At 74.6% G+C, this 25,431-nt stretch carries 21 protein-coding genes; 15 read left to right on the forward strand and 6 right to left on the reverse strand.

All coding sequences use genetic code 11. The annotated features are described in order from the left end of the window. Positions 1-16 precede the first annotated feature (16 nt). On the forward strand, positions 17-2,626 hold the full coding sequence (locus tag ACIPAE_RS23980) for an MFS transporter (protein ID WP_402447740.1): 2,610 nt from the start codon (positions 17-19) through the stop codon (positions 2,624-2,626). A 253-nt stretch (positions 2,627-2,879) separates the two neighbouring features. On the opposite strand, the gene ACIPAE_RS23985 is transcribed toward ACIPAE_RS23980, so the two are convergent. After that, positions 2,880-4,577, reverse strand: a complete 1,698-nt coding sequence (locus ACIPAE_RS23985) for an MFS transporter (protein WP_366410458.1) — start codon at positions 4,575-4,577, stop codon at positions 2,880-2,882. Between the two features lie 278 nt (positions 4,578-4,855). On the opposite strand from ACIPAE_RS23985, the gene ACIPAE_RS23990 reads away from it, so the two are divergent. The 6 genes from ACIPAE_RS23990 (at position 4,856) to ACIPAE_RS24015 (ending at position 13,733) form a co-directional block, all read left to right on the forward strand. Then, positions 4,856-7,498, forward strand: a complete 2,643-nt coding sequence (locus tag ACIPAE_RS23990) for a SpoIIE family protein phosphatase (RefSeq protein ID WP_402447742.1) — start codon at positions 4,856-4,858, stop codon at positions 7,496-7,498. A 138-nt stretch (positions 7,499-7,636) separates the two neighbouring features. Next, a complete protein-coding gene (locus ACIPAE_RS23995) occupies positions 7,637-8,359 on the forward strand; it encodes a methyltransferase domain-containing protein (RefSeq protein WP_402447744.1) in 723 nt (240 codons plus the stop codon). Between the two features lie 120 nt (positions 8,360-8,479). After that, on the forward strand, positions 8,480-9,316 hold the full coding sequence (locus ACIPAE_RS24000; RefSeq protein ID WP_329363501.1) for a M55 family metallopeptidase: 837 nt from the start codon (positions 8,480-8,482) through the stop codon (positions 9,314-9,316). Then, entirely contained in the window at positions 9,309-10,721 is a 1,413-nt protein-coding gene (locus tag ACIPAE_RS24005; RefSeq protein ID WP_402447746.1) for a M20/M25/M40 family metallo-hydrolase, read from the forward strand. The genes ACIPAE_RS24000 and ACIPAE_RS24005 overlap by 8 nt, the downstream gene beginning before the upstream one ends. After that, positions 10,718-12,712: a prolyl oligopeptidase family serine peptidase gene (locus ACIPAE_RS24010; RefSeq protein ID WP_329363497.1), complete on the forward strand. Its 1,995-nt coding sequence runs from the start codon at positions 10,718-10,720 to the stop codon at positions 12,710-12,712. Before ACIPAE_RS24005 ends, ACIPAE_RS24010 begins: the two co-directional genes overlap by 4 nt. A gap of 19 nt (positions 12,713-12,731) precedes the next feature. Further along, entirely contained in the window at positions 12,732-13,733 is a 1,002-nt protein-coding gene (locus ACIPAE_RS24015; protein WP_402447748.1) for an LD-carboxypeptidase, read from the forward strand. Between the two features lie 133 nt (positions 13,734-13,866). On the opposite strand, the gene ACIPAE_RS24020 is transcribed toward ACIPAE_RS24015, so the two are convergent. The 3 genes from ACIPAE_RS24020 to ACIPAE_RS24030 form a co-directional block, all read right to left on the reverse strand. Continuing rightward, positions 13,867-14,154, reverse strand: a complete 288-nt coding sequence (locus tag ACIPAE_RS24020) for a hypothetical protein (protein WP_329363493.1) — start codon at positions 14,152-14,154, stop codon at positions 13,867-13,869. A gap of 172 nt (positions 14,155-14,326) precedes the next feature. Then, positions 14,327-15,442: a sensor histidine kinase gene (locus ACIPAE_RS24025; protein ID WP_402447751.1), complete on the reverse strand. Its 1,116-nt coding sequence runs from the start codon at positions 15,440-15,442 to the stop codon at positions 14,327-14,329. Beyond that, positions 15,435-16,310 (reverse strand): response regulator transcription factor, encoded by an 876-nt coding sequence (locus ACIPAE_RS24030; RefSeq protein WP_402447753.1) that lies wholly within the window; start codon positions 16,308-16,310, stop codon positions 15,435-15,437. The genes ACIPAE_RS24025 and ACIPAE_RS24030 overlap by 8 nt, the downstream gene beginning before the upstream one ends. A gap of 124 nt (positions 16,311-16,434) precedes the next feature. Between ACIPAE_RS24030 and ACIPAE_RS24035 the strand changes: the two genes are divergently transcribed. The 4 genes from ACIPAE_RS24035 (at position 16,435) to ACIPAE_RS24050 (ending at position 20,322) form a co-directional block, all read left to right on the forward strand. Beyond that, positions 16,435-17,247, forward strand: coding sequence for a glycosyltransferase family 2 protein (locus ACIPAE_RS24035; protein ID WP_402447755.1), 813 nt, complete (start codon positions 16,435-16,437; stop codon positions 17,245-17,247). After that, the gene (locus ACIPAE_RS24040; RefSeq protein ID WP_329363485.1) at positions 17,244-17,942 is read left to right on the forward strand and encodes a class I SAM-dependent methyltransferase; all 699 of its coding nucleotides are present in this window, start codon (positions 17,244-17,246) and stop codon (positions 17,940-17,942) included. The genes ACIPAE_RS24035 and ACIPAE_RS24040 overlap by 4 nt, the downstream gene beginning before the upstream one ends. A gap of 751 nt (positions 17,943-18,693) precedes the next feature. Further along, positions 18,694-19,932: a M14 family zinc carboxypeptidase gene (locus ACIPAE_RS24045; protein ID WP_329363483.1), complete on the forward strand. Its 1,239-nt coding sequence runs from the start codon at positions 18,694-18,696 to the stop codon at positions 19,930-19,932. A 126-nt stretch (positions 19,933-20,058) separates the two neighbouring features. Next, entirely contained in the window at positions 20,059-20,322 is a 264-nt protein-coding gene (locus ACIPAE_RS24050; RefSeq protein WP_402447758.1) for a lipopolysaccharide assembly protein LapA domain-containing protein, read from the forward strand. Between the two features lie 141 nt (positions 20,323-20,463). Here the strand turns inward: ACIPAE_RS24050 and ACIPAE_RS24055 are convergent, their stop codons facing one another. Further along, on the reverse strand, positions 20,464-20,943 hold the full coding sequence (locus ACIPAE_RS24055; RefSeq protein WP_329363479.1) for a GNAT family N-acetyltransferase: 480 nt from the start codon (positions 20,941-20,943) through the stop codon (positions 20,464-20,466). Positions 20,944-21,062: 119 nt separating this feature from the next. Between ACIPAE_RS24055 and ACIPAE_RS24060 the strand changes: the two genes are divergently transcribed. Continuing rightward, complete coding sequence (locus ACIPAE_RS24060; RefSeq protein WP_402447760.1) at positions 21,063-21,872, forward strand: Mut7-C RNAse domain-containing protein; 810 nt, start codon at positions 21,063-21,065, stop codon at positions 21,870-21,872. A 96-nt stretch (positions 21,873-21,968) separates the two neighbouring features. Here the strand turns inward: ACIPAE_RS24060 and ACIPAE_RS24065 are convergent, their stop codons facing one another. Continuing rightward, positions 21,969-22,973, reverse strand: a complete 1,005-nt coding sequence (locus ACIPAE_RS24065; RefSeq protein WP_402447762.1) for a hypothetical protein — start codon at positions 22,971-22,973, stop codon at positions 21,969-21,971. 400 nt (positions 22,974-23,373) lie between these two features. On the opposite strand from ACIPAE_RS24065, the gene ACIPAE_RS24070 reads away from it, so the two are divergent. Genes ACIPAE_RS24070 through ACIPAE_RS24080 form a run of 3 tightly spaced genes read left to right on the forward strand, consistent with a single transcriptional unit; the run spans position 23,374 to position 25,407 of the window. Continuing rightward, positions 23,374-24,075, forward strand: coding sequence for an ArsR/SmtB family transcription factor (locus ACIPAE_RS24070; RefSeq protein WP_402447764.1), 702 nt, complete (start codon positions 23,374-23,376; stop codon positions 24,073-24,075). After that, positions 24,072-24,659 (forward strand): dihydrofolate reductase family protein, encoded by a 588-nt coding sequence (locus tag ACIPAE_RS24075; RefSeq protein WP_402447766.1) that lies wholly within the window; start codon positions 24,072-24,074, stop codon positions 24,657-24,659. Before ACIPAE_RS24070 ends, ACIPAE_RS24075 begins: the two co-directional genes overlap by 4 nt. Continuing rightward, positions 24,652-25,407: an SRPBCC domain-containing protein gene (locus ACIPAE_RS24080; protein ID WP_402447768.1), complete on the forward strand. Its 756-nt coding sequence runs from the start codon at positions 24,652-24,654 to the stop codon at positions 25,405-25,407. Before ACIPAE_RS24075 ends, ACIPAE_RS24080 begins: the two co-directional genes overlap by 8 nt. Positions 25,408-25,431 lie beyond the last annotated feature (24 nt).

The raw sequence follows: 25,431 nt of genomic DNA on the forward strand, positions 1-25,431 counted from the left end.
CCGTCGTTGTCGCCTCATGGCGGGAGACGGTGGCGGAGCAGGTGTGACGAGGGGAGTGGCAGTGAGTGGCGGCACGCTGATCGAGCGACTGGGGGAACCTCACCCGGACGAAGTCCTGGGCGAGGCCGGGCCGGTGGACGGCACGGCGGGCGGTGCGGCGCAGCCGCCCCCCGACGTGCTCGCCACCGGCCCCGAGGGGGAGCCGGGCACCCTCACCCCGCGCCGGCTGCGGCTGGTCTTCCTCGGGCTGATGCTCGCCCTGCTGCTGGCCGCCCTCGACCAGATGATCGTGGCGACCGCACTGCCCAAGATCGTCGGCGAACTGCACGGCCTGGACCGGATGTCCTGGGTCGTCACCGCCTACCTGCTCTCCTCCACCATCGGCCTGCCGATCTACGGGAAGCTCGGCGACCTCTTCGGCCGCAAGAGCGTCTTCCAGTTCGCGATCCTGACCTTCGTGGTCGGCTCGGCGCTCGCCGCCTGGTCCCAGACGATGAACGAGCTGATCGCCTTCCGCGCGATCCAGGGCATCGGCGGCGGCGGGCTGATGATCGGCGTGCAGGCGATCATGGCCGACATCGTGCCGCCCCGCGAACGCGGCCGGTACATGGGCCTGATCGGCGCCGCGTTCGGCGTCGCCTCGGTCGCGGGACCGCTGCTGGGCGGCTTCTTCACCGACCACGCCTCCTGGCGCTGGTGCTTCTCCATCAACGTGCCCTTCGGCCTGGTCACCCTGGTGGTGATCAGCCTGGTGCTCAAGCTGCCCAAACCCACCGCCCGGCCCCGGCTCGACGTGATCGGCGCCCTGCTGCTGGCGGCCGGCTCGACCTGCCTGGTGCTGCTGACCACCTGGGGCGGCTCCACCTACGGCTGGCGCTCCAAGGAGATCCTCGGGCTCGCCGGGGGCACCGTCGTGTGCGTGCTGCTCTTCGTCCTCGTGGAGCGGTTCGCCGCCGAACCCGTCATCCCGCTGCGGCTGTTCCGCGACGGGGTGTTCAACACCTCCGCGCTGATCGGCGCCGTGGTCGGCGTCGCCCTCTTCGGCGCCGCCAGCTACCTGCCGACGTTTCTCCAGATGGTCGACGGCGCCAGCGCCACCGGCTCCGGGCTGCTGATGCTCCCGATGATGCTCGGCGTCGTGGTCGCCTCCATCGGCAGCGGGCAGCTCATCAGCCGCACCGGCCGCTACAAGGTCTTCCCACTGGTCGGCAGCGGCCTGTCCGCGATCGGGATGTATCTGCTCTCCCGGCTGGACGCCCACACCGCGCGCCCCGAGTACAGCGTCTACATGGCGGTGCTCGGCCTCGGCATCGGCTTGATCCTGCCGGTCCTGGTGCTCGCCGTGCAGAACTCGGTGAAGCCCACCGACATCGGCTCCGCGACCAGCGCCAACAACTACTTCCGGCAGATCGGCGGCTCCGTCGGCGCCGCGGTCTTCGGCACCCTGTTCGCCAACCGCCTCAGCCACCAGCTCGCCAACGACCTCCCGCGCGGCGTCAAACTGCCCGACCCCGAGTCGGTCACCCCCCAACTGGTCCGCACCCTGCCCGCGTCCCTGCGCGACGGATACGTACACGCGTACGCCGACGCCATGCCGCGGATCTTCCTCTACCTGGTGCCGGTCCTCGTCCTCGGCTTCCTCATCACCTTCCTGCTCAAGGAGAAACCCCTGGTGACCCAGCACGGCCCCGCCGCTCAGGCGGCGTACGAACCCGGTTACGACCCCGGTTACGACCCCGGGTACGAAACCCCCTACGAGTCCGGCCACGACCCCGTCTACGGCGCGAACCCCGCCGCCGTGACCGCCACGATCGCCCCCGGCGGTCCCGCACCCGACTCGGTGGTGCCCGGTGCCCGGCGCGGCCAGGGCGGCGTCCCGGTGTGCGGCACCGTCCAGCACTCCGACGGCACCTCCGTGGGCCGCGCCGCCCTCACCCTCATCGACGGCTCCGGCCGCCAGGTCGGCCGCGGCGCCACCGCGGAGGACGGCCGCTACGCCCTGAGCACCCCGGGCGCCGGCAGCTACGTCCTGATCGCCGCGGCCGGCGGGCACCAGCCGCAGGCCGTCACCGTCGCCGTCGGCGACCACCCGGTCGAACTCGACGTCGTGCTCGGCGGCGCCGGGCGGCTGGCCGGCACCGTCCACACCGCCGACGGCACCCCGGTCCGGGACGCGATCGTCACGCTCACCGACGTACGCGGCGACGTCGTGGCCACCTCCCGCAGCGGCCGCGAGGGCGTCTACGCGCTCACCGAACTCGTCGCCGGGGAGTACACCCTCGCGGCCAGCGCGCCCGCCTACCGGCCGGCCGCCCTCCCCGTCACCGTCCAGGCGTCCCGCGAGACCCGCCAGGACGTCGAACTCGCCGGCGGCGCCTCCCTGCGCGGCATCGTCCGCGCGCCCGGGGGCCGCCTGGTGGAGGACGCCCGCGTCACCCTCCTCGACGCCGCCGGCAACGTCGTCGACTCCGTCACCACCGGCCCCGACGGCCACTTCCGGTTCGTCGACCTCGCGGCCGGTGAGTACACCGTCATCGCGGCGGGGTACCCGCCGGTGGCCACGGTGCTCCAGGTCGCCGGGGGCGGCCGCACGGAACGCGACCTCCAGCTGGGCCACGCGGACTAGTCCCCGCGGGCGGCCCGAGCGGACCCTCCCGAGCGCCCTGTCCTGTCGGTCCAGGGACCGGCTGTGAGCATGCGGCCGAGCGCGCAGCCATCCGCGCCCCTTGAGACAGGTGCGGCTCCTTCCGCGGAAGGACGCCGACCCTCAAGGGGCGCGGCGACGCGTTCAGAGGGGGTACCCCTCTGCGATCAACCACCGGGGGCGGTCCCTGGGCCGACAGGACGGGCCGACAGGACGGGCCGCCCGGGTGGGTGGGTCACCCTCCCCCGGAGGAGGGGTTGCGGCCGGTGCCGTCCTGGATCTGCGCCTTGTCGCACTGCGTCCCGCGGATCAGCGCGTAGGTCCCGCCGATCTTGTACGTCCCGGCCTTGGGCGCGTACAGCCGCGTCCAGTCACCGTCGGGCGCGAGGCACCCGCTGTCGTTGTCGGCGGCCCCCTCGATCCCCAGCACGGGCGACCACGGGATGCGCAGCAGCACCGACCCGCTGCTCGGCATCGTGACGGTCAGATCGGCAGGGCCGGCCTGGTCGACCACGGCCGGCGGGTCCGCCATCGGGTCCGCGCCCGTCACGGAATACACCTGCCAGTCCGGGTCGTGCCACACCTCGGTCATCCAGGGCTGTCCCGCCGCCACCAGCTTCGCCTCGGCGACGCCCGCGCCGTCCGGCTGGGCCGCGGGCAGCACCACGTAGTTGACGCTCCAGCGGCGCAGCCAGTCCCGGTAGGTGTCGGGGGTCAGGGTCCCGTCGTAGAAGAGCGGGTTGCGCTCCACGTCGGCCTGCCGGTTCCAGCCGCGCGCGAGGTTGACGTACGGCGACAGGCCGGACGCCTCCCAGTGCGAGCGCAGCGGTACCACCTCGACCCGGCCGCGGTCGGCACGCAGCGTGCGCAACTCGTGGATCAGGGAGGACGCCTGCACGGAGGAGGTCCCCGAGGAGGTGGTGACCTGGTCCACTATCGGCTTCGTGATCTGCCAGGACGCGGTCCCGGCGAAGGCCAGCCACAGCAGCAGCGTCCGCTTGGTGCCCCAGGTGCTCGCCATCGCGACGATCAGCAGTATCGTGCCGCCGTACAGCAGCGCGAGCCGTTCGACGTTGCTGCCGATCGGCGAGGGGATGACGAAGGTCAGCACCACGCCCGCCGCGTAGACCCACGAGCCCAGGTGGATGGCCTTCCACGCCTTGGGCACCGCGAGCGCGATCGCGACCGACACCGCGAACGGGATGATCGCGAAGTACCACTTGAAGGGCTGCACCCCGTAGAAGGGGAAGAGCAGCGAGGTGGCGCCGACCACCAGCGGCGGCGCGGCGGCCAGTATGTACGCGTCCTTGCGCCGGCCGGTCAGGAACAGCGCGGCGGCGACCACGAGCAGGAAGAGCCCGGCGACCGGGCTGCACATCGTGGCGAACGCCGCCATGACCGTGGCGAGCGCCAGCCGCGGCGACCGGCCGCGTGCGGCCCGCTCCACGGGGTAGAGCACCATCGTGGCGACCACCGCGAAGAGCATGCCCAGCGCGAAGGTGACCCGGCCCGAGACGACATCACCCCAAAGAGCGAACGTCGTCCACAGCACCGGCACCAGCGGCCGCTTCACCCGGGCCCGCATCAGCAGCGCCGCGGAGAACGTCGCGGTGAGGGTGCCGGCGATCACCCCGGTCATCCGCACCCCGAGCGCGGCCATGATGTACGGCGACAGGATGCTGTACGAGGCCGGGTGCATGCCGCCGTACCAGGACAGGTTGTACGACGCGGCGGGGTGGGCCTTTATGAACTCCGTCCACGCGTACTGGGCGGCCATGTCGCCCGAGTCCTTGGCCAGGTACAGCGCCCACACCGCGTGCAGTACGGCGGCCAGCAGTGTGGCGATGACCACCGGGTGGCGCAGATCGACCCGTCGCAGCAGGCCCCTCGGTCCGCGGACGACAGCGACGCGCGCGGGCTGCCAGGTGGTCACGTGGCCTCTTCCGGTAGCGGGTGCGGAGTGTCCCGGCCGGGGTCCCGTCCGGCGGGAACGAACTCCACCGTGACAAGAGTTCGAACACAGGGTTTGGACGCTAGCACGCTCGGATCGGTTGCTCCCGTGCGGGCGTACGCCGGTTTCCTGCTTTGCCTCCCCTGCTGGTCCGGTCCGGCCGTACCGTGGTATCGGCATCGCGGATCATGTGCCGGGGACAAGCTCAGGCGCGCCCGGGCATGACCCCGTGACTGCCACGGGAAGGAGCCCAACGAACCATGGACCGCCGCAATCCGCCAGTGATTTCCGGCCGGGTGCCGCTCGCGGTGGTGGTCGTCGACGTCGCGGGTGAGATCTCCCACTGGAGCACGGGGGCCAGGCGCCTGTTCGGGCCCACCAGGGACGAGGCGGTCGGCCGCCCGGCGGTCGACGTGCTGCCCGTGGTCGGGGCTCTGGACGCTGCCTGGGTGGAGGACGACCCGGAGCCGGTCCAGGCCGGCGAGGGCGCGTATCCCACCGCGGGGCGGGCCCGGGTCTTCGACCGGGCGCACCGCGTGGCCGGCGATGCGGGCGGGCCGCTCGGCGATGCGGGCGTGCTGCTCGCTGAGGAGGGCGGCGGGGCGGACGACGCGCGGCCGCTGGACCTGCTGTGGTGGGCGTATCCGCTGGTCGGCCCGGGGCCCGAGCGGCTGCTGGTGCTCGCCGCGGACGCCGTGCAGGCCGGGGTGGTGGACCCCGAGGCGCTCGCCGCGGCCGGGTCGGACGCCCCCGAGCCGGCCGAGGTCTTCGAGCGGATCGCGCCGGGCTTCGCGCTGCACTCGGTGTTCGCCGAGTTCCCGGGCTCCGACGAGCTCGCCAAGCGGTTACCGGAGATCCTGCCCAGCATGAACCCGCTGGACAGCGCCCGGATCGTGGCCCAGGTGCTGGAGCTGGGGTATCCGGTGCTGGAGGTCAGCCGCCAGGACCGGGTGCCGGTCACCCCGGACTGGGGCGTGCCGCGCCGGGCCGAGCGCGAGGCAAGACGGCGGGCCGCCGAGGCCGCCCGCGCCGGAGCGGATGCGGGCGCGGATGCGGATGCCGGCGCCGCAGCGGGAGCGGGCGCGGATGCCGGCGCCGCGGGCGCGGGTGTGGGCGCGGGTGTGGGGGAGCGAAGAGCGCACGCCGGCGCATCGGCGGTCGTCGGAGTGGCCGGCGGCACGGGGCCCTCGGCCGCGGACGACGACCTGGCGCCCGACCTGGAGTACGCGGCGGTCCGCGAGCACCTGGAGTTCCTCAACGAGGTCAGCCGCAGGATCGGCAGCTCCCTGGACCTGGCCCGCACCATCGAGGAGGTCAGCGCGGCGGTCGTGCCGCGCTTCACCGACGTCGCGGGCACCTACCTGCGCGAGCAGGTACTGGCCGGCGAGGGCTTCCCGGACGGTCCGCCCGACGTCACCACCATGTGGTACCGCGTCGCGGTCGAGCACACCGACGAGCCGGGCCGCTGGGACGACGTGGTGCCGGTCGGCGAGTCCATGCCGTTCCCGGCGCAGACCCCGTTCTTCCGCTGCATGACCACCGGCGAGCCCGTCCTGGTGCCGCGGATCAGCGAGGAGATGGGCAACTCGATCGCCGCGCAGTTCCCCAAGCGCGACATCAGCCCGCTGATCAACCACCGCTCGATGCTGGTGGTGCCGCTCAAGGCGCGCGACGTGGTGCTCGGCTTCATGATCCTGCTGCGCCACCGGGAGCGGCCCGCGTTCGACGACATGGACCGTGTCACGGGCGCCGAACTCGCCGCCCGCGCCGGGCTCGTGCTCGACAACGCCCGGATGTACACCTACCAGGAGAACGTCGCCGACACCCTCCAGGACAGCATGCTGCCGCACATCGCGCCGCGCATGCCCGGCTGCGACGTGGCCACCCGCTACCTGCCGGGCACCCGGCTCGGCCGGGTCGGCGGCGACTGGTTCGACACCATCAAGCTGCCCGGCTCCCGGCTGGCCCTGGTGGTCGGCGACGTGATGGGGCACGGCCTGAACTCGGCCGCGATGATGGGCCAGTTCCGTACCGCCGTGCAGACCATGGCCGGGCTCGACATGCCGCCCGCGCACCTGCTGCGCAACCTCGACGACCTCGCCCAGCGGCTCGGCGAGCAGTACCTGGCCACCTGCCTCTACGCGGTCTACGACCCGGTCGAGTCCGACCTGCTGATCGGCAACGCCGGGCACATCCCGCCGGTCCTGGTGCGCGCCGCCGACGGGCGCAGCGAGCTGCTGGAGGTGCCCACCGGCGCGCCGTTGGGCGTCGGCGGGGTCGCCTTCGAGACGGTCCGGGTGCCGGTCGCGCCCGGTGACCGGCTGGTGCTGTGCACCGACGGCCTGGTCGAGGTGCGCGGGCAGGACATCGGCGCCGGGCTCGCCGCGCTGTGCGAGAGCGCCGCGCACCCGGCCGCGTCGATGGACGACGCCTGCGACACGATCATCCGCGCCCTGAACCCGCGCGGCGGCCGCAAGGACGACGTGGCGCTGCTGATGGCGCGGCTCAACGGCATCCCGCGCGGCGACGTGGCGGCCTGGGAGCTGGCGAACGACCCGCGCGAGGCGGCCCGGGCCCGCGGCCTGGTCCGGGCGGCGCTGCACGGCTGGGGTCTGGACGCGATCGGCGAGAGCGCGGAGCTGCTGGTCGACGAGCTGGTCACCAACGCGCTGCGCCACGCGCGCACCGACCGGGTGAGCCTGCGGCTGGTGCGGGCGGGTGCCCTGCTGTGCGAGGTCGGCGACGACGACCACGCGGTGCCGGTCCTGCTGAGCGCCGGCGCCGAGGACGAGGGCGGGCGCGGCATGCGGATCGTCAGCCGGCTGGCCCGCGAGTGGGGCACCAGCCGGTCCGCGCACGGGAAGACGGTCTGGTGCGAGCTGGCCCTGCCGCGGGGCCTGTGAGCCGGGTGGCTCCTGCGGGGTGTGCGGGGGAGCAGGGGGAGAAGGTGCGGGGCGGCTACACGCGCGCGGGCGTGCGCGGGGGTGAACAGGGGTAGCGGGCAAGGACATGCGGCGGTTCCACGGCGGAGGTGCGTACCCATGAAGGTGACCGGCGAGTACCAGCAGGTCTGGGAGAGCTTCTGGAAGGACGCGCCGGACGAGGTGGGCGGGGCGCTCTGGGACGTCGAGCCCGCGCTCGCGTCGGCGCTGCATCTGCCGCACTTCGAGGGGTACTTCGACCCGGGGCTGCCACTGGTCGACCTGGGCTGCGGCAACGGCACGCAGACGCGCTTCCTCGCCGGCCGGTACGACCGGGTCGTGGGCGCGGACCTGTCGCGGGAGGCGGTGGCCAGGGCCCGGCGGGCGGACCCGCACGGCGCGGCGGGCTACGAGGTGCTGGACGCCGTCGACCGCGAGGCGATGCGGCGGCTGCACGCGGAGACCGGTGACGCGAACGTGTACATGCGGGGCGTGCTGCACCAGTGCCCGCCGCAGGACCGGGCCGAACTGGTGGCGGGCATCGCCGAGCTGACCGGCGTGCGCGGCCGGGTCTTCGCGCTGGAGCTGGCGGAGGCGGCGAAGGGGGTGCTCGGCGCGCTCGCCGCGGCGCCGACCGGTCCTTCGCTGAAACTCCGGGCGATCTTCTCGCACGGCATCGCGCCGGGCGAGGTGGCCGACGCGGCGGTGCCCGGCTACTTCTCCGACGCGGGCCTCGACATACTCGCGCAAGGTGAACAACCCCTGCTGACCGTCGAGTTCGACGCGGCCGGGGAGCGGGTGGCGGTGCCGTCGAAGTGGCTGGTCGCGGGCCGGAAGGGGTGAGGTGAGGGGCCGCCCGCGGGATCGGACCGGCCCGCCCAAGAGGTCTGGACCATTGAAGTTATCCACAGGCGGGGAGGAGGGGCTGGCACGGCCGTCACGGGGCCGCGTAACGTGACGCTCATGACGAAGATCCTCATCTCGGCGGACATGGAAGGCGCGACCGGCGTGACGTGGCCGGCCGACGTCCTGCCGGGCAGCGAGCAGTGGCAGCGCTGCCGCCATATGTTCACGTCCGACGTCAACGCGGCGATCGCCGGCTTCTTCGACGGCGGCGCCGACGAGGTCCTTGTCAACGAGGCGCACTGGTCCATGCGCAACCTCCTGCTGGAGAAGCTGGACGAGCGCGCCCAGATGCTCACCGGCCGCCACAAGGACCTGTCGATGGTCGAGGGCGTCCAGCACGGCGACGTCGACGGCATCGCCTTCGTCGGGTACCACACCGGCGCCGGCACCGAGGGCGTCCTCGCCCACACCTACCTCGCCAACTCCATCACCGGCGTGTGGGTCAACGGCGAGCCGGCCAGCGAGGGCCGGCTCAACGCCCTGGTCGTCGCCGAGTACGGCGTCCCGGTGGTGCTCGTCACCGGCGACGACCGGACCGGGCTGGACGCGCGGGGATACGCCCCCGAGGCCCACACGGTCGCCGTCAAGGACTACGTGTCGCGGTACGCCGCGGTGTGCCGCCCGCCCGCGCGCACCGCCGCCGACATCCGGTCCGCCGCCAAGCAGGCCGCCGCGCTCGCCGTCAAGCACGCACCCGCCGAGGCCGGGCCGTACACGGTGGAGCTGGAGTTCGACGCGGTCCACCTGGCCGGGGCCGCCACCGTGGTACCCGGCGTCGAGCGCACCGGAGAGCGGCGGGTGGCCTACACCCTGCCGACCATGTACGAAGGAATCCGCGCCTTCAAGGCGGTCACCACACTCGTTTCGCAGGCCGTGGAGGAGCAGTATGGCTGAGCAGTTTGTCGACGCACAGGCGCTCGACGAGGTGGTCCGCTTCACCTCCGACCTGATCCGGATCGACACCACCAACCGCGGTGGTGGCGACGGCAACGAACGCCCCGCAGCCGAATACGTCGCGCGGCAACTCGCCGACGCCGGCATCGAGCCGCAGATCCTGGAGTCCGCCCCCGGCCGGGCCAACGTGGTCGCGCGCATCCCCGGCACCGACCCGTCCGCCGACGCGCTCCTCGTGCACGGCCACCTCGACGTGGTGCCCGCCGAGGCCGCCGACTGGAGCGTGCACCCCTTCTCCGGCGAGATCCGCGACGGCGTGGTCTGGGGCCGCGGCGCCATCGACATGAAGAACATGGACGCGATGGTGCTCGCCACCGTCCGCAACTGGGCCCGGGCGGGCCACCGCCCGGTCCGCGACATCGTGCTCGCCTTCACCGCCGACGAGGAGGACAGCGCCGACTACGGCTCCGGGTTCCTCGCCGACAAGCACCCCGAGCTCTTCGAGGGCTGCACCGAGGGCATCAGCGAGTCCGGCGCCTACACCTTCCACGCGGGCGACGGCCTGCGGCTCTACCCGGTCGCGGCCGGCGAGCGCGGCACCGCCTGGCTCAAGCTCACCGCGCGCGGCCGGGCCGGCCACGGCTCGAAGGTCAACGCGGACAACGCCGTCAGCCGGCTCGCCGCCGCCGTCGCCCGGATCGGCGACCACCGCTGGCCGCTGCGGCTGAGCGACACCGTGCGCGCCGCACTCACCGAACTGTCCGCGCTCCAGGGCGTGGACGTCGACCTCGACCGCGTCACCGACGGCGACGGAGCGACCGACCCCGACAGCATCGACGCCCTGCTCACCAAGCTCGGCCCGGCCGCCTCCTTCATCCGCTCGACCGTCCGCAACAGCTCCAACCCGACGATGCTCCAGGCCGGTTACAAGGTGAACGTCATCCCCGGCTCCGCCACCGCCCACATCGACGGACGCGTGCTGCCCGGCGGCGAGGAGGAGTTCACCACCACCATGGACCGGCTCACCGGGCCGGACGTCGACTGGGAGTACCACCACCGCGAGGTCGCCCTCGAAGCGCCCGTCGACTCGCCCACCTTCGCCGCGATGCGCGAGTCCCTGGAGCACTTCGACCCGGGCGCCCACGTGCTGCCGTTCTGCATGTCCGGCGGCACCGACGCCAAGCAGTTCTCCCGGCTCGGCATCGCCGGCTACGGCTTCTCGCCGCTGAAGCTGCCGCCCGGCTTCGACTACAACGCGCTCTTCCACGGCGTGGACGAGCATGTCCCGGTCGAGGCGCTGCACTTCGGGGTCGAGGTGCTGGACCGCTTCCTGCGCCGCACCGGCGCACCCGCCGCGCACACCACCGGCACCGCGACCGCCACCACCGGGGAGGGCACCCGATGACCACCACCGACCGGACGGCCGTCGCCTACGGCACCTGGCCGTCACCGATCGACGCCACCACCGCCGCCTCGCACGACGGCAGCCCGGAGTTCGTGGGCGTCGTCGGCGACGAGGTGTGGTGGACCTCGCCCCGCCCCGCCGAGGGCGGCCGGCGCGCGCTGATCCGCCGCCTGCCCGACGGCACCGAGCAGTGCCCGCTGCCCGCGCCCTGGAACGTCCGCAGCCGCGTCATCGAGTACGGCGGCACCCCCTGGGCGGGCGCGGTCCTCGACGGCTCGGCGCTGATCGTCTTCGCGCACCACCTCGACCAGCGGCTGTACGCCTTCCGCCCCGACCAGCCGGAGAGCGAGCCGCGCCCGCTCACCCCGGTCTCGCCGGTCGGCGGCGGTCTGCGCTGGGCCGACCTCACGATCAGCCCGGAGCGCGGCGAGGTCTGGGGCGTGCTGGAGGAGTTCACCGGGGAGGGGCCCTCGGACGTGCGCCGGGTGCCCGCGGCCGTCCCGCTGGACGGCTCGGCTGCCGACGACCGCGGCGCCGTACGCGAACTGGCCGCCGACGCCCACCGCTTCGTCACCGGACCGCGGCTGTCGCCCGACGGCGCGCGGGCGGTCTGGCTCGCCTGGGACCACCCGCTCATGCCGTGGGACGGCACCGAGCTGCGGATCGCCGACGTGGGCGCCGACGGGGTGTTCGGTCCGGCCCGCACCCTGATCGGCGGCCCCGAGGAGTCCGTCTCGCAGGCCGAGTGGGCGCCGGACGGCACCCTGCTCGCCGCCACCGACCGCACCGGCTGGTGGAACATCCACCGGGTGGACCCGGTGGGCGGCGACGCGGTCAACCTGTGCCCGCGCGAGGAGGAGTTCGCCGGGGCGCTGTGGAAGCTCGGCCAGCGCTGGTTCCAGCCGCTGGAGCACGGCCTGATCGCGGTGCTGCACGGCGTCGGCGCCCCCCGGCTCGGGCTGCTCGACACCGCCACCGGCGACGTCATCGACGCCCCCGGCCCGTGGACGGAGTGGAACCCGACCCTCGCCGCCACCGGCGGCCGGGTGATCGGCATCGCCGCGAGCGGCCGCACCTCCTACGAGGTGGTCGAGCTCGACACCGCCGTCGGCCGCACCCGCGTGATCGGCAACGCGCACCACGACACGGTCGACCCCGCGTACCTCCCCGAACCGGTCGCCCGCACCTTCACCGGCCCCGACGGCCGCGAGGTGCACGCCCACGTCTACCCACCGCGTCACCCGGAGATCACCGCCGACGGCCCCGCGCCGTACGCGATCTGGGTGCACGGCGGGCCGACCAGCCGCGCGGCGATGGTGCTCGACCTGGAGATCGCCTACTTCACCTCGCGCGGCATCGGGGTCGCCGAGGTCAACTACGGCGGCTCCACCGGCCACGGCCGCGAGTACCGCAACCGGCTGCGCGAGCAGTGGGGCGTGGTCGACGTCGAGGACTGCGCCGCGGTCGCCCAGGGGCTGGTCGCGGAGGGTGCCGCCGATCCGGACCGGCTCGCCATCCGGGGCGGCAGCGCCGGTGGCTGGACCAGCGCGGCGGCCCTGACCAGCACCGACACCTACGCCTGCGGCACGGTGATCTACCCGATCCTCGACCTGCTCGGCTGGTCGAAGCAGGGCGGTGAGACCCATGACTTTGAGTCGCAGTACCTGGAGTCGCTGGTCGGACCGGTCGACGAGGTGCCCGAGCGCTACCGCGACCGCTCGCCGATCAACCGCAGCGACCGGATCGGGGTGCCGTTCCTGCTGCTCCAGGGGCTCGACGACGTGATCTGCCCGCCGGTGCAGTGCGAGCGGTTCCTCGCCGCCGTCGCCGGGCGCGGCATCCCGCACGCGTACCGCGCCTTCGCCGGCGAGAGCCACGGCTTCCGCCTGCTCGACACCATGGTGACCTGCCTGGAGGCCGAACTGTCGCTCTACGGCCAGGTGTTTGGCTTCACCCCAGCCGGGGTGCCGGTGCTGGAGCTGACCACATGACCGGGCAGGAGCCGACCTCATGACCGAACGGCTGCGACGGGTCGCCGATGTCGTCGGCGTCCCCGTGCCCGCGCTGATCCGGTCGCGCCGGCTCAGCCCGGGCGACCGGATCTCCGTGGTGGCCCCCAGCGGACCGGTACCGGCCGACCGGCTCGCGGCAGGTGTCGAGGTGCTGCGCGGCTGGGGCCTGGAGCCGGAAGTGGCCCCGCACGTCCTGGACATCCACCGCTCCGGCTACCTCGCCGGCAGCGACCAGGCCAGGGCGGACGACTTCCAGGACGCCTGGTGCGACCCCACCACCACCGCGGTGCTCTGCGCCCGCGGCGGCTACGGCGTGCAGCGGATGGTCGACCTGCTGGACTGGGACGAGATGCGGGCCGCGCCCCCGAAGGCGCTCATCGGCTACAGCGACATCACCGCCCTGCACGAGGCCGTCGCGACCCGGCTCGGCCTGGCCACCGTGCACGGCCCGATGGCCGCGGCCGCCACCTTCCTCGACGACGCCCCGACCCGCGACGGATTGCGGCGCACCCTGTTCGAGCCGGAGACGGTGCAGGTGCTGGCCCCGGCCGGTGCCCGCACCCTCGTCCCCGGCCGGGCCGAGGGCGTCACCCTCGGCGGCTGCCTGTCCCTGCTCGCCGCCGACCTCGGCACGCCGTACGCGCGCCCGTCGGCGGCCGGCGGCATCCTCCTGCTGGAGGACGTCGGCGAGGAGCCGTACCGCCTCGACCGCTACCTCACCCAACTGCTGCGGGCCGGCTGGTTCGACGGGGTCGGTGCGGTGGTGCTCGGTTCCTGGGCGGACTGCGGGCCCTACGACGCGGTGCGCGACCTGTTGGTGGACCTGCTCGGGCCGCTCGGGGTGCCGGTGGTCGAGGAGTTCGGCTTCGGGCACTGCGCGTCCACGCTGACGATGCCGCTGGGTGTCCCGGCGGTCCTCGACGCGCCTCCGCCCGGCGCGCCCGGCGACCCGGCGGTGGCCCGGCCCGTCCTCACCATGGAGGTGCCCGCGCTGGCGTGATGAGGGTGCGCGGGTGTTCCGGGCCGGGCGGGTGTTCCGGGCCGGGCGGCCGGTCCGCGTGCCGCGTACCGCCGGCCGGTAACGGGCGCGCGGGGTCGGCCGCACGGCCGACGTGGCCAAGGGCCGTTCGGGATCAGCGAGCCGGGTCGGTACGAGGCCGGCCACCGGCGGGGTCGGGCACGAAGACGCTCAACCGGTAGGTGGTCGGCTGGGCCAGCCGGCCACAGAGCGTGTCGATCCGGGCCATGGCGGGGTCGATCGGCTCGTCCCCGGCGAGCAGTTCGGGCAGCCGGGCGCGCCACTCCCGCTCGTCCTGAGTCTCGAAGACCACGTCCCAGCGGCCCGTGCCGGCGGCCGTGCGAGCGGCGGCCCGACGGCTCGCGTCGAGCCGCTGACGTCTCCGCTTCCGCTGACCGGGCACCGCACCAGGATCACGGGCCGGCCGCGCTCACGGCAAGGCCGTCGCCCAGGGCGCGGCCCGCGCGGCAGCGGTCATGGGCGGTAACGGTCACGGCCGGCGGTGGTCACGGGCGGCGGCGTTGGACGGGCCGCGGCGCAGGACCGGGGGCGGTCGTCGGCCGGGCGGCCTCGGGTCATCCCGCTGCCGGGAGCAGGACCTCGAAGCGGCAGCCGCCCGGCACGTTGTGCACCGAGGCGCGACCGTGGTGGGCCTCCACGATGCCGCGCACGATGGCCAGTCCGAGGCCGGCGCCGGCCGGAGGGGTGCGCGCGCCGGTGCCGCGCCAGCCGGTGTCGAAGACCCGCGGCAGGTCGTCCGCCGGGATGCCGCCGCAGCCGTCGGTGACGGACAGCACCACCGAGTGCGAGGCCGAGTCGTGCCGGGCCGAGACCGCCACGGTGCCGTCGGCGGGGGTGCGGTGGATCGCGTTGGCCAGGAGGTTCGCCAGCACCCTGGTCATCTCCCGGCCGTCCACCTCGATCGGCACCTGCTCCACCCGGTCGCCGACCAGCCGTACACCGTACTCGGCGGCGAGCGGGTTGGCGCCGGCGATCGCGTCGCCCACCAGGTCGTACACCGACATACGGGCGGGCGTCAGCGCGAGCACCCCGGCCTGGATGCGGGAGAGTTCGAAGAGATCGCCGACCATGCCGCTGAGCCGGTCCACCTCGGCGCGGATCTGCCGGTGGTAGCGCGCCGGGTCCTCCGCTATCCCGTCCTCCAGGGCCTCGGTCATCGCCCGCAGCCCGGCCAGCGGGGTGCGCAGGTCGTGCGAGATCCACGCGACCAGCTCGCGCCGGGACGCCTCCAGGGCGCGCTCCCGCTCCCGGGAAGCCGCCAGCTTGGCGCTGGTGGCGGCCAGTTCGCGCCCCAGATCGGCCAGTTCGGCCGTGGGTGCCTGGGCGGGGGCGGCGAAGGGGCCGCCGTCGCCGAAGGCGCGGGCCGCCTCGGTCAGCGCGCGGCTGCCCGCCACCACCCGCCGCCCCAGGATCAGGGCGACCGCGAGCGAGACCACCGCCGCTATGGCGCACACCGTGGTCACCACTCCGAGGTCGTGCTCGGACAGGAACATCGCCCACGCCACCGACAGGGTGCCCGCGAGCATCGCGGCGACGGTCACCGCGGCGACCACGGCGAGCGACAGCGCGACCGAGCGGTTCCGCAGCAGCCGCAGCGCCAGCGCGCCCAGCAGCCCGGCCGCCGCGGCGCCCATCGCCGCATAGGCGGCGATCAGCAGGACGTCACGCATCGCGCACCTCGCTCGGGGGGCTCGCGGACCCGTCCGGCGCCGGCCCCGCGTCCCCCTCCCTTGCCAGGTGCGCACCCGCGCACTCGTCCGTACCCGCGGCCGGGCCCGTGCCGTCGGCGGCAGCGTCGGCGGCAGCGCCGACGTCGGCCGGGTCGAAGCGGTAGCCCACCCCCCACACCGTGCTGATCAGCCGGGGCCGGGCCGGGTCGTCCTCGACCTTCTCGCGCAGCCGCCGGACATGCACGGTGACCGTGGACAGGTCGCCGAACTCCCAGCCCCACACCCGACGCATCAGCTCCTCGCGGCCCAGCACGCGGCCGGGGTGCCGCAGGAAGAAGGCGAGCAGGTCGAACTCGCGTATGGTCAGCGCCAGTTCCTCGCCCTGCCGCAAGGCGCGCCGGGCCGCGGGGTCCAGCGCGAGCGACCCGGCCCGCAGCCAGGGGCCGGCCGCGGGCGGGCTGCCCGCCCGCCGCAGCACCGACTCCACGCGCAGCACCAGCTCGCGGGGGCTGAACGGCTTCGTCACGTAGTCGTCCGCGCCGACCTCCAGGCCGAGGATGCGGTCGTCCTCGTCGCCACGCGCGGTGAGCATCACCACCGGCAGCGGCCCCGGCTCGCGCAGCCGCCGGCACACCTCCAGCCCGTCCATGCCCGGCAGCATCAGATCGAGCACCACCAGATCCGGCCGGATCGCCGCCGCCCGCGCCACCGCCGACGGACCGTCCGCGACCCGCTCGACCGCGAACCCGGCCCGGTCGAGATAGCTCGCGACGACCTCCGCGACGGTCGGGTCGTCGTCCACGACCAGGACCCGCCGCCGCGCGTCACGCGGCGGCGTCGGCGATACGGACACGGATGGGCTGCTCATGTTCCCGAGTCTGGCACCCACCACTGACAGTGACCACGGCCGGGCGCCCGCAGGGCCGCGCCGTCCGCGTTTCGTAAGGACCGCGCATCCGGTATGTCCGTTCGGCGTCCCTAGGGTGAAGCGGGTGACCAAGCCAGCGCCCGCCGCCGACATCGTCCTGCCGTGCCTCGATGAGGCCGCCGCCCTGCCCTGGGTCCTGGGCCGTATCCCGCCCGGCTGGCGGGCGATCGTGGTCGACAACGGCTCCAGCGACGGCTCCGCGCGGATCGCCGGGGAGCTGGGGGCCCTCGTCGTACGCGAGCCGGTGCGCGGGTTCGGCTCCGCCTGCGACGCCGGGCTGCGCGCGGCCACCGCCGAACTCGTCTGCTTCTGCGACTGCGACGGTTCCCTCGACCCGGCGCTGCTGCCGGAACTGGCCGCGCCGGTGCTGGCCGGGAGCGCGGACCTGGTGCTCGGGCGCCGCCGGCCCACCTCGCCGCGCGCCTGGCCGCCGCACGCGCGCCTGGCCAACCTCCAGCTCGCCCGGCTGGTCCGGCGCCGCACCGGGCTGCGCCTGCACGACCTCGGCCCGATGCGCGTGGCCCGCCGCGCCGCGCTGCTCGACCTGGAACTCACCGACCGCCGCAGCGGCTACCCGCTCCAGATGGTCGTACGGGCGGCCGACGCGGGATGGCGGATCACCGAGGCCGACGTGCCGTACGCCCCGCGGTCGGGCCGCTCCAAGGTCACCGGTACCTGGCGCGGCACCTGGCACGCGGTCCGGGACATGTCCGCCGTGCTCCAGGAGCCCGCCGCGCCGGCCCTGACCACCTTGCCGACCGGCCCCGCCGCCCCCGTCGTGCCGGCGACGCGCCCGGCAGCCGCCTGCCCGCCGCCCGCCGCACCGGCCGCATCCACCGCAGCCTCGGCCGGCTCCCGCACGGGAGAACCGCGATGAGCCGCACCGCCGCGCCGCCGGCGCCCGCGCCCACGTGGGGCGGAGACCCGTACGCCCGGGCGCTGGCCCAGGGGCGCGGTCCGCTGTTCCTGCGCCGGGCGGACGGCTGGCTGCTGCCGTTGGAGGTCGAACGCTGGTGCGCGCCGCCGGACGAGGCCGACCGCACGCTGCTGGCACGCTGCCGCGGCCCGGTGCTCGACATCGGCTGCGGCCCGGGGCGCCTGGTCGCGGGCGCGGCCCGCCGCGGTATGCCGGTGCTGGGGCTGGACGTGAACCCGGTGGCCGTCGAACGTACCAGGGGCGCCGGGGGAGCGGTGCTGCGCCGTTCCGTCTTCGACCGGCTGCCGGCGGAGGGCCGTTGGGACACCGCGCTGCTCGCCGACGGCAACATCGGCATCGGCGGCGACCCGGTGGCCCTTCTCCGCCGGGTGCGCGGTGTCCTCGCCCCGGGCGGCCGGCTGCTCGCCGAGGCCGCGCCGCACGAGGTCGACGAGCGGCTGACCGTACGCGTCGAGGACGGTCGCGGCCGGCAGGGCGTCGACTTCCCGTGGGCCCGGCTCGGCCCCGGCGCCCTGCGCGCGGCCGCCCGCGCCGCCGGCTGGCAGGTTGCCGAGGAGTGGTCCGCGTCCGGGCGCCGCTTCGCCGCTCTCCTCAACTCGCCGCTCCCCGCCGCCAGATCGGCCGAACCGGCCTGAAGCCACGGCGCCCGGGTGGCCCCGCGTCCGCCCGGGGCCACCAGCGGCCGTCCGGTACGGTTCCGATCCGTTCCGGTCCGATCCTGGTCCTTCCGGTACGGTCCCGGTCCGCCTGGTACGGGTCCGGTCCGCCCGGCGGCATCCCGGTCCGGCCGCGGGTTTCGGGGGCGAACCGGGCCCGGCCCGCCACCGCCTGATGCGTTCCCTCCCGTTCCGGTTCCCGGTCTGCTGCGTATCGTGCCTGCGGCGGTCGCCGTCGTCGGACCGGCGTATCTGCCGTAGCTCGTCCGGTCACCGTCGGGAAGGCCCGGGGCCCGGCCGTCCGTGTCAGGGGGGCGGGCGCGGGTGTCCGCGGTGGCCGGAAAGAGGCTCTGGTGGGTGCTTCCGGTGCGGTCGCCGGCGCCGGGCCGCGCGGGCGAGGGGCCCGGTGGTGAGCCGGCGGGACATCGTGACGCACTGCTGCTGAGCTGCGCCTTGTCCGCGGCTGAGGCGCGTGGCGCGGTCGCGGTCGGGTTCCCGCGCCGGCGTCCCGCATCCGCCGGCGCGCCCGCCGCCGCGCCGGGGCGCGCGCCCGACCGCGGCCCGCCGGCACGGCGCCGTGCCGCGTGCGCTGGCGGCGCCCGCGGCACAGCTCGGGAACGGTGTCGGTAGCACCGTTGACACCTTTGCGCGGGGCGTGACCTACTGACGGAACCGAACTCGAAGTCGTCATGCGGGGTGCGGGCTCGGGGGTCCGCGGCAGGGGGTTGCGGTGACGGGAGAGCAATATCCGACGACAGCCGACGTCACTCATGGTGCTCGTCGACTCACTTTGAGATACCGCGGGCTGTGCCGGCTGGGGGAGGTCGGCAGATCGCGAGCCGGCCGTCCGCTGCTGATGCTGACGGTGGGTCAAGGGCCGCGCAACGTCCTGGTGGTGGCCGGACCGCACGCCAACGAGGCCGCGGTGGGCGGCGCCACCGTCCTGCGGCTGGCCGAGCGGATCGCCGAGACATGCAGGTCCGGCGCGGGCGACGGCAGCACCTGGCACTTCCTGCTGTGCATCGACCCCGACGGCGCGGCGCTCAACGAGCCCTGGTTACCCGGGCCTTACACGCTGCGCCGGCACTACGAGCACTTCTTCCGGCCGTGCGCCGCCGAGCAACCCGAGTGGCTGCCGCACGACGGCACCGTCCGCTCCGCGGCGCTGCCCGAGACCCGCACCCTGGTCGGACTCCTCGACCGGCTGCGACCGGTGCTGCAGTGCTCGCTGCACGGCATCGACGTCGGCGGCAGCTTCGTACAGCTCACCCGGGACGTGCCCGGCGTGGCCGAGCGGATCGGCAAGTCCGCGGCCGAACTCGACATCCCGCTGGAGAGCGGCTCCTCCGACGCCTTCCAGTGGCCGAGCCCCGGCCCGGGGGTCTACGTCATGCCGCCCACGTCCGACCCGGCCGCCGGCGACGGCGCCCACTCCACCTGGGCGCACGCCGAGCGGTACGACGGGGTGACCGCCATCGTCGAGGTGCCGATGTGGGCCTGCGACCGCGCCGCCGACACCACCCCGCATCCTGACGCCGACCGCGCCCTGCGTACCGCCGGGGCCGCGCTGCGCCGCGATCTGCCCACCGTGGCGAGGATGCTGGCGCGGATCGACCCCCGAACGATCGGCGCCGACGGCCCGATGCTCCGCACCGTACGCGAACTCGTCGGCATCGGGCCCCAGTTGAGCGCCGAATGGGACCCGGCGGTCCGTCCCGCGAGCGCGGGCCCGCTGCCGGAGATGACCACCGCGCGCGTCACCAGCATCCAGGTCTACGCACAGCGCATCCCGCTGCGCGCCGCCGCGATGCTGCGCCGGATCGCCGCGCTGCCCGCCGTGACCCGCCTGGTCGACTCCTGGTGCGAGGCGTACGAGGCCGCCTACCGGCCGCGCTGGGTGCCGGTCGACGACCAGGTGGAGCAGCAGGCCCGCAGCGTGATGGCGGTGTACGAGGAACTGCGTTCATGACGTCGAGCGGGTGGCCTGACGGCGGGGCCGCGATCACCCGTTCGGCTCGCCCCGCGGCCCCCGCGGCCGTCACTGCGGCGACCATGGGGACCGGGGGCGACCGTGGAGCGGAAGCAGGTGGGCGCGATGAGTACCGACAAGGCCGCCAAGGCCGGCGGCGGCCGCGTGCGGGAGATGCTGACGCCGCGCCGGATCGCCGCTCTGGTGCTGTGCGCGCTGGCTCTCGTGTTCATCTTCGAGAACACCCAGCGGGTGAAGATCCGGCTGATCGTGCCCGAGGTGAAGATGCCGCTGTGGCTGGCGCTGCTGATCACGTTCGTGGTGGGCGGCGTGTGCACGCTGCTGTGGCGGTGGAGCGGCCGGCGGCGCGCGCGGCGCGCCATGAGGTGAGCGGGTGCCGCGTGGCATGAGCCGAGCACTCGGTACGAGGTGAGCGGACCGCGCGCCGGAGGACGCCCTGGCAACGGCAACGGCAACGGCAACGGCAACGGGAAGGGCGCCGGCGCATGGCCCCAGCGACGGCCCCGGGCGTCAGGCGGTGAGCGGCTTTCCCAGGTGCACGCTCAGCGCCTCGTACCGGTAGTAGCCGAACTTGGCCACCGGCAGGTACCCGCACGACTCGTACAGCGCGATCGCCTCGGGCTGCTTCTGCCCGGTCTCCAGCACCATCCGGGTGCGGCCGGCCGCCGCGGCCGTGGCCTCCAGCTCGGCCAGCAGCGCCCGGGCGTAGCCGCGGCCGCGGGCCTCCCGCACCACGAACATCCGCTTGATCTCCGCGTCGCCGTCCTCGAAGCCCTCCGGCGAGGCGTCCTGCGCCCGCCAGCCGCCGCTGGCCACCGGCTTCCCGTCCGCGTCGTACCCCAGCAGGTAGAGGCCCTGCGGCGGGTCGAAGTGGTCCGCGGCCATGTGGGTCAGGTCCCCGTCGCCGTACCGCTCCGCGTATTCCAACTGCACCAGGTCGTTCAGCCGTATCGCGTCCGGGTGGTCGAAGCGCGTCTTCCTGATCTCCATCCGGCCATCGTAAGCGGACCCACCGACAGCCCCGAAAGCGTCCCCTGCTGGTTACCGGCGCCCGGCGGTGGGGCGGAAAGCCGTGGCAGGCGGGAGCGCGGCGGTGGGATGCTGAGGGGGTGAGGCGAAACACCGAGGGCCTGCCGCGGATCAGCGTGCGCATCGCCCCTGAACTGCACGTGTTCGTGGCGGCCGAGCGACGCGGGGCGGTCGCGGAAGTGGCGACGGACGGGGCGTCCTCGCTCGGGCACGTGGTGGAGTCCCTCGGCATCCCGCTCACCGAGGTGGGCCGGTTGCGGGTGGACGGCCGGGAGGTGTCCGTCGGGCACGTGCCCGGGGCGGGCGAGGAGGTCGCCGTCGAGGCGGTGCGGCGGCCGCAGCAGATCCCCGACCCGCCGCCGAGGTTCCTCCTCGATGTCCATCTGGGCACGCTGGCACGGCGGTTGCGGCTGCTCGGCGTCGACACCGCGTACGAGAACGAGGACATCGGCGACCCCGCGCTCGCCCGCCGGTCCGCGCAGGAGCGGCGCGTGATGCTCTCCCGGGACCGGGGACTGCTGCGCCGCCGGGAGATCTTCGCCGGCGGGTACGTCTACAGCGACCGTCCGGAGGAGCAACTGCGCGACGTGCTCGGCCGGTTCGCGCCGCCCCTGGCGCCCTGGACCCGGTGCGTGGCCTGCAACGGCACCCTCGCTGCCGCGGACAAGGACACCGTCCGCGACCGGCTGCGCGACGGCACCCAGAAGTCCTACGACGCCTTCGCCCGCTGCACCGCCTGCGAACGCGTCTACTGGAAAGGGGCGCACCACGCCCACCTGGAGGCGGTCGTGGAGTGGGCGATGCGGGAGTACGGCCCGGCGCCGACCGTCCCCGGCGAGGCTTCGGGCGTCCCGGGCGAGGCTTCGGGCGTCCCGGGCCCGGCGGCCTGAGCGCGGCGCGACGGGTCCACGAACCCGCGCGGGGGCGGCCAACGGGTCCAGCGGACCGCCGACGACGGCGTGCGCGCCCAATGGGCCGGCGGCCGGTCAGGCGCCGACGCGGGCGCGCCAGGCGAGGAAGGGCGCGACGGGTGAGCGCTCGTCGAGATACCGCCAGGGCATCTCGGTGGGCAGCTTGCGCACCATCCGGAACATGGCCCGGGCCGCTTCGTTCTCACCTGCCAGCGCGAACGCCAGCGCGAAGGTGTTGACGCCGACCGCCCAGTCCCGGCGCCGGACGAACGCCGGATGGTGCACCGAGCGCGCGCCCGCCTCGTGCAGGGCGCGCACCACCTCCGGGGCCCGCAGCAGGGTGGAGTCCGGATCGCCGCCGGCCTCCTGCCAGTCCTCCAGGTGGGCCTGCGCGACGAGTTGACCCAGTCCGCTGCCGTCGGGCGCGGCGAGCACGGCCTGCCGCGCGAAGGCGTGCATCCGGTCCCGCGAGCCACCCCACTTCACGCTCAACTGCCGCAACTGCTGCCGGTGCGCGGCCACATGGCCCGGCGCCCGGTGGCACGTCGCCTCGAACCGGCGCTCCGCCTCCTCCTGCCCGACCCGCAGACCACGGCCGCTCACCTGGAGGAAGTACCAGGGCGCCGCCCACGACGGTTCGCGCTCGGCCACCTCGGACAGCTGCGTCTCGGCGACCAGCAGCCGCTCCCGGGACACCTCCCGCTGCTCCTCCGACACGGAAGAGGGTTCGTACCCGCTGTGCGCCTGCCAGGCCGACGCGACGTAGCGGGCGCCGGAGACCAGCAGCGCCAGCGTGTCGTCGGGGTCGGCGGCGACCACCTCGGCGATCCACCGCTCGACATGGGCGACGTCCTGGACCCCTTCGACCAGGAAGGTCAGATCCTCGTGGCCCTCGGCCGCCGCCAGATGGCCGCGGATGTCGGGCCACCGCTCGGCGCCACCCTGGAGCGCCGCCGCCCGCATGGCGACGAGCCGCGCGTCGCCGTACGAGCGGTCGATGCCGGGACTGCTGTTCCGTCGCCGCAGCAGGAACGTCGCCCCCTCGGGTCGGCGCGCCCGCAGCAGCCTCCACCACGCCATGCGCGGCCACCTCCGTCCGTACTGTCGCCGCGCCCGGCCGGCCGCCCCGGCGAAGCTTTCCGACGACTGGATATCACGCCGCCGACCGGCCAACCCCCGCGCCCCGCCTCCCCCCGGCCCGCGCGTCCGCCCTCGCCCCCGCCCGGCCCGGCAGACCCGCGCCGCGCCTTCGCCCGGCCCGCGTGTACGCCCTCGCCCCCGCCCGGCCCCCGGCCCACGCGTCCGCCTTCGCCTCCGCCCGGCCCGGCGGACCCGCGCCCCGCCCCCGCCCGGCCCGCGCGTCCAGCCGATCCCCGCGCCGCGTCCACGCGACGCCCGCGCGTACACCCGCCTCGGCCCCCGACTCACCGACAACAAAAACGCGCTGGACAAGAAAAGTTTTCGGTGAGACGGTGGGGACATGTTGGACGTGACGGTGATCGAGGACGCGGCGGCGGCCGCCGCCTCGCTGGACCCCATACGGGCCCGGCTGCTGGCCGAGCTGGGGCAGGGGCCGGCCTCGGCGGCGATGCTGGCCGCGCGGGTGGACCTGCCGCGGCAGAAGGTGAACTACCACCTGAAGGCGCTGGAGCGGCACGGGCTGGTGGAGCTGGCGGGGGAGCGCAGGAAGGGCAACGTCACCGAGCGGATGATGCGGGCGACGGCGGCCTCGTACGTGATCTCGCCGAGCGCGCTGGCCGCGGTGCAGCCGGACCCGGCCCGGGCCCGGGACGAGCTGTCGGCGCGGTGGCTGCTGGCGGTGGCCGCGCGGCTGGTGCGGGACGTGGGCGCGCTGATCACCGGCGCGAGCCGGGCCCGGCAGCGGGTGGCCACCTACGCGCTCGACGCGGAGGTGCGCTTCGCCTCGGCGGCCGAACGTGCCGCGTTCGTGGAGGAGTTGACCCGCGGGGTCAGCGCCCTGGTGGCCAAGTACCACGACCCGGACGCGGAGGGCGGCCGCCCGCACCGCGTCGTGGTCGCGCTCCATCCGACCGTCAAGCCCGAGACGCTGGCCGAACTGGCCCGCCCGGCAGGCGAGTCGGTGGCCGAGATCCCGGCAGCCGCCCCGGCCGAAAGCTCCGAGCGCCGCGAGCGCCCCGAGTCCCCTGAGGAGTCGCGATGAGAAAGCTGATCGTCACCGAGTTCCTGACCGCCGACGGCGTGATGGAGGCCCCCGACCAGTGGCACGGGCCGTACTTCGATGACGACATGGCCCGTACCGTCGCCGCGCAGATGGCCCGCTCCGACGCGCTGTTGCTCGGCCGGAGGACGTACGAGGGCTTCGCCGCGGCCTGGCCCGCGATGCCCGACGCACCCGGCGCGGAGCACATGAACGGCGTCGCGAAGTACGTCGTGTCCCGCACCCTCGACACGGTGGAGTGGAACAACTCGACCCTGCTCGGCGGCGGTGACCAGGAGGAACTGGCCGCTGAGATCGCCGGGTTGAAGCGGCGTGACGGCGCCGCGATCAGCGTGATGGGCAGCGCCACGCTCGTGCGGTGGCTGCTGGCCCGCGGCCTGGTGGACGAACTCGACCTGCTGGTCGACCCCGTGGTCATCGGCCGCGGCAAACGGCTGTTCCAGGAGGGACTGCCGGTGATCCCGCTGACGGTGGCGGAGTCACGGATGTTCGGATCGGGTGTGCACCACGTGGTCTACACGGCCGGCACGCCCCTGCAGAAGGGTGAGAGTGGCAAAGATGTCTGAACGGTTCGAGATCGTCAAGGAGTTGGAGATCGCGGCGAGCCCGCAGGAGGTGTGGGACGCGATCACCACCGGCACCGCCGGCTGGCTGTGGCCGATGGAGTACGAACCGAAGGAAGGCGGCGCGGCCCCCTTCGGCGGCACCGTCACCGTGTGGGAACCGCCGCACCGCCTCACCGCGCGCACCGAGGACGCGGCCGGGATCTCCCAGCAGACCTTCAACCAGCTCGAGCACGTTATCGAGCCGCTGGAGGGCGGCGGCTGCCGGCTGCGGTACGTGCACAGCGGCATCTTCGTCGACGACTGGGCGAACCAGTACGACGGCGCGGACAAGCACAACGACTTCTACCTGCACACCCTGCGCGAGTACGTCACGCACTTCACCGGCCGCCAGGCGGTCTTCGCGACCGCCGACGGCCCGGCCGCGGCCGGTGCGCCCGACGCGCTCGACACCGCGGCCCACGCGCTGGGCCTGGCGCCCGGGACGGCCGTCGGGGAGACCGTGACGGTGACGTTGCCCGGCGCGTCCGCTCCGGCCGCCGCGGTCCTGGACTACCGCAACCCGTACTTCATCGGGCTGCGCACCCAGGACGCGATGTACCGGGTCTTCGGCCGCAACCGCTTCGGTGCGACGGTCGGCCTGTCCATCCACGACTTCGCCCTGGGCGCGGAGCGCGGCGCCGGCTCCGAGGCCGCCTCCGCCGCGCTCACCCGCGATGCCGAGAGCTGGCTCGCCGCGGTCTACGGCTGACGGCGGGTGGCGGCCGGCCGCGGG

The organism is Streptomyces sp. NPDC087270, from assembly GCF_044744625.1.
In the GTDB taxonomy this organism is placed as follows: Bacteria; Actinomycetota; Actinomycetes; order Streptomycetales; family Streptomycetaceae; genus Actinacidiphila.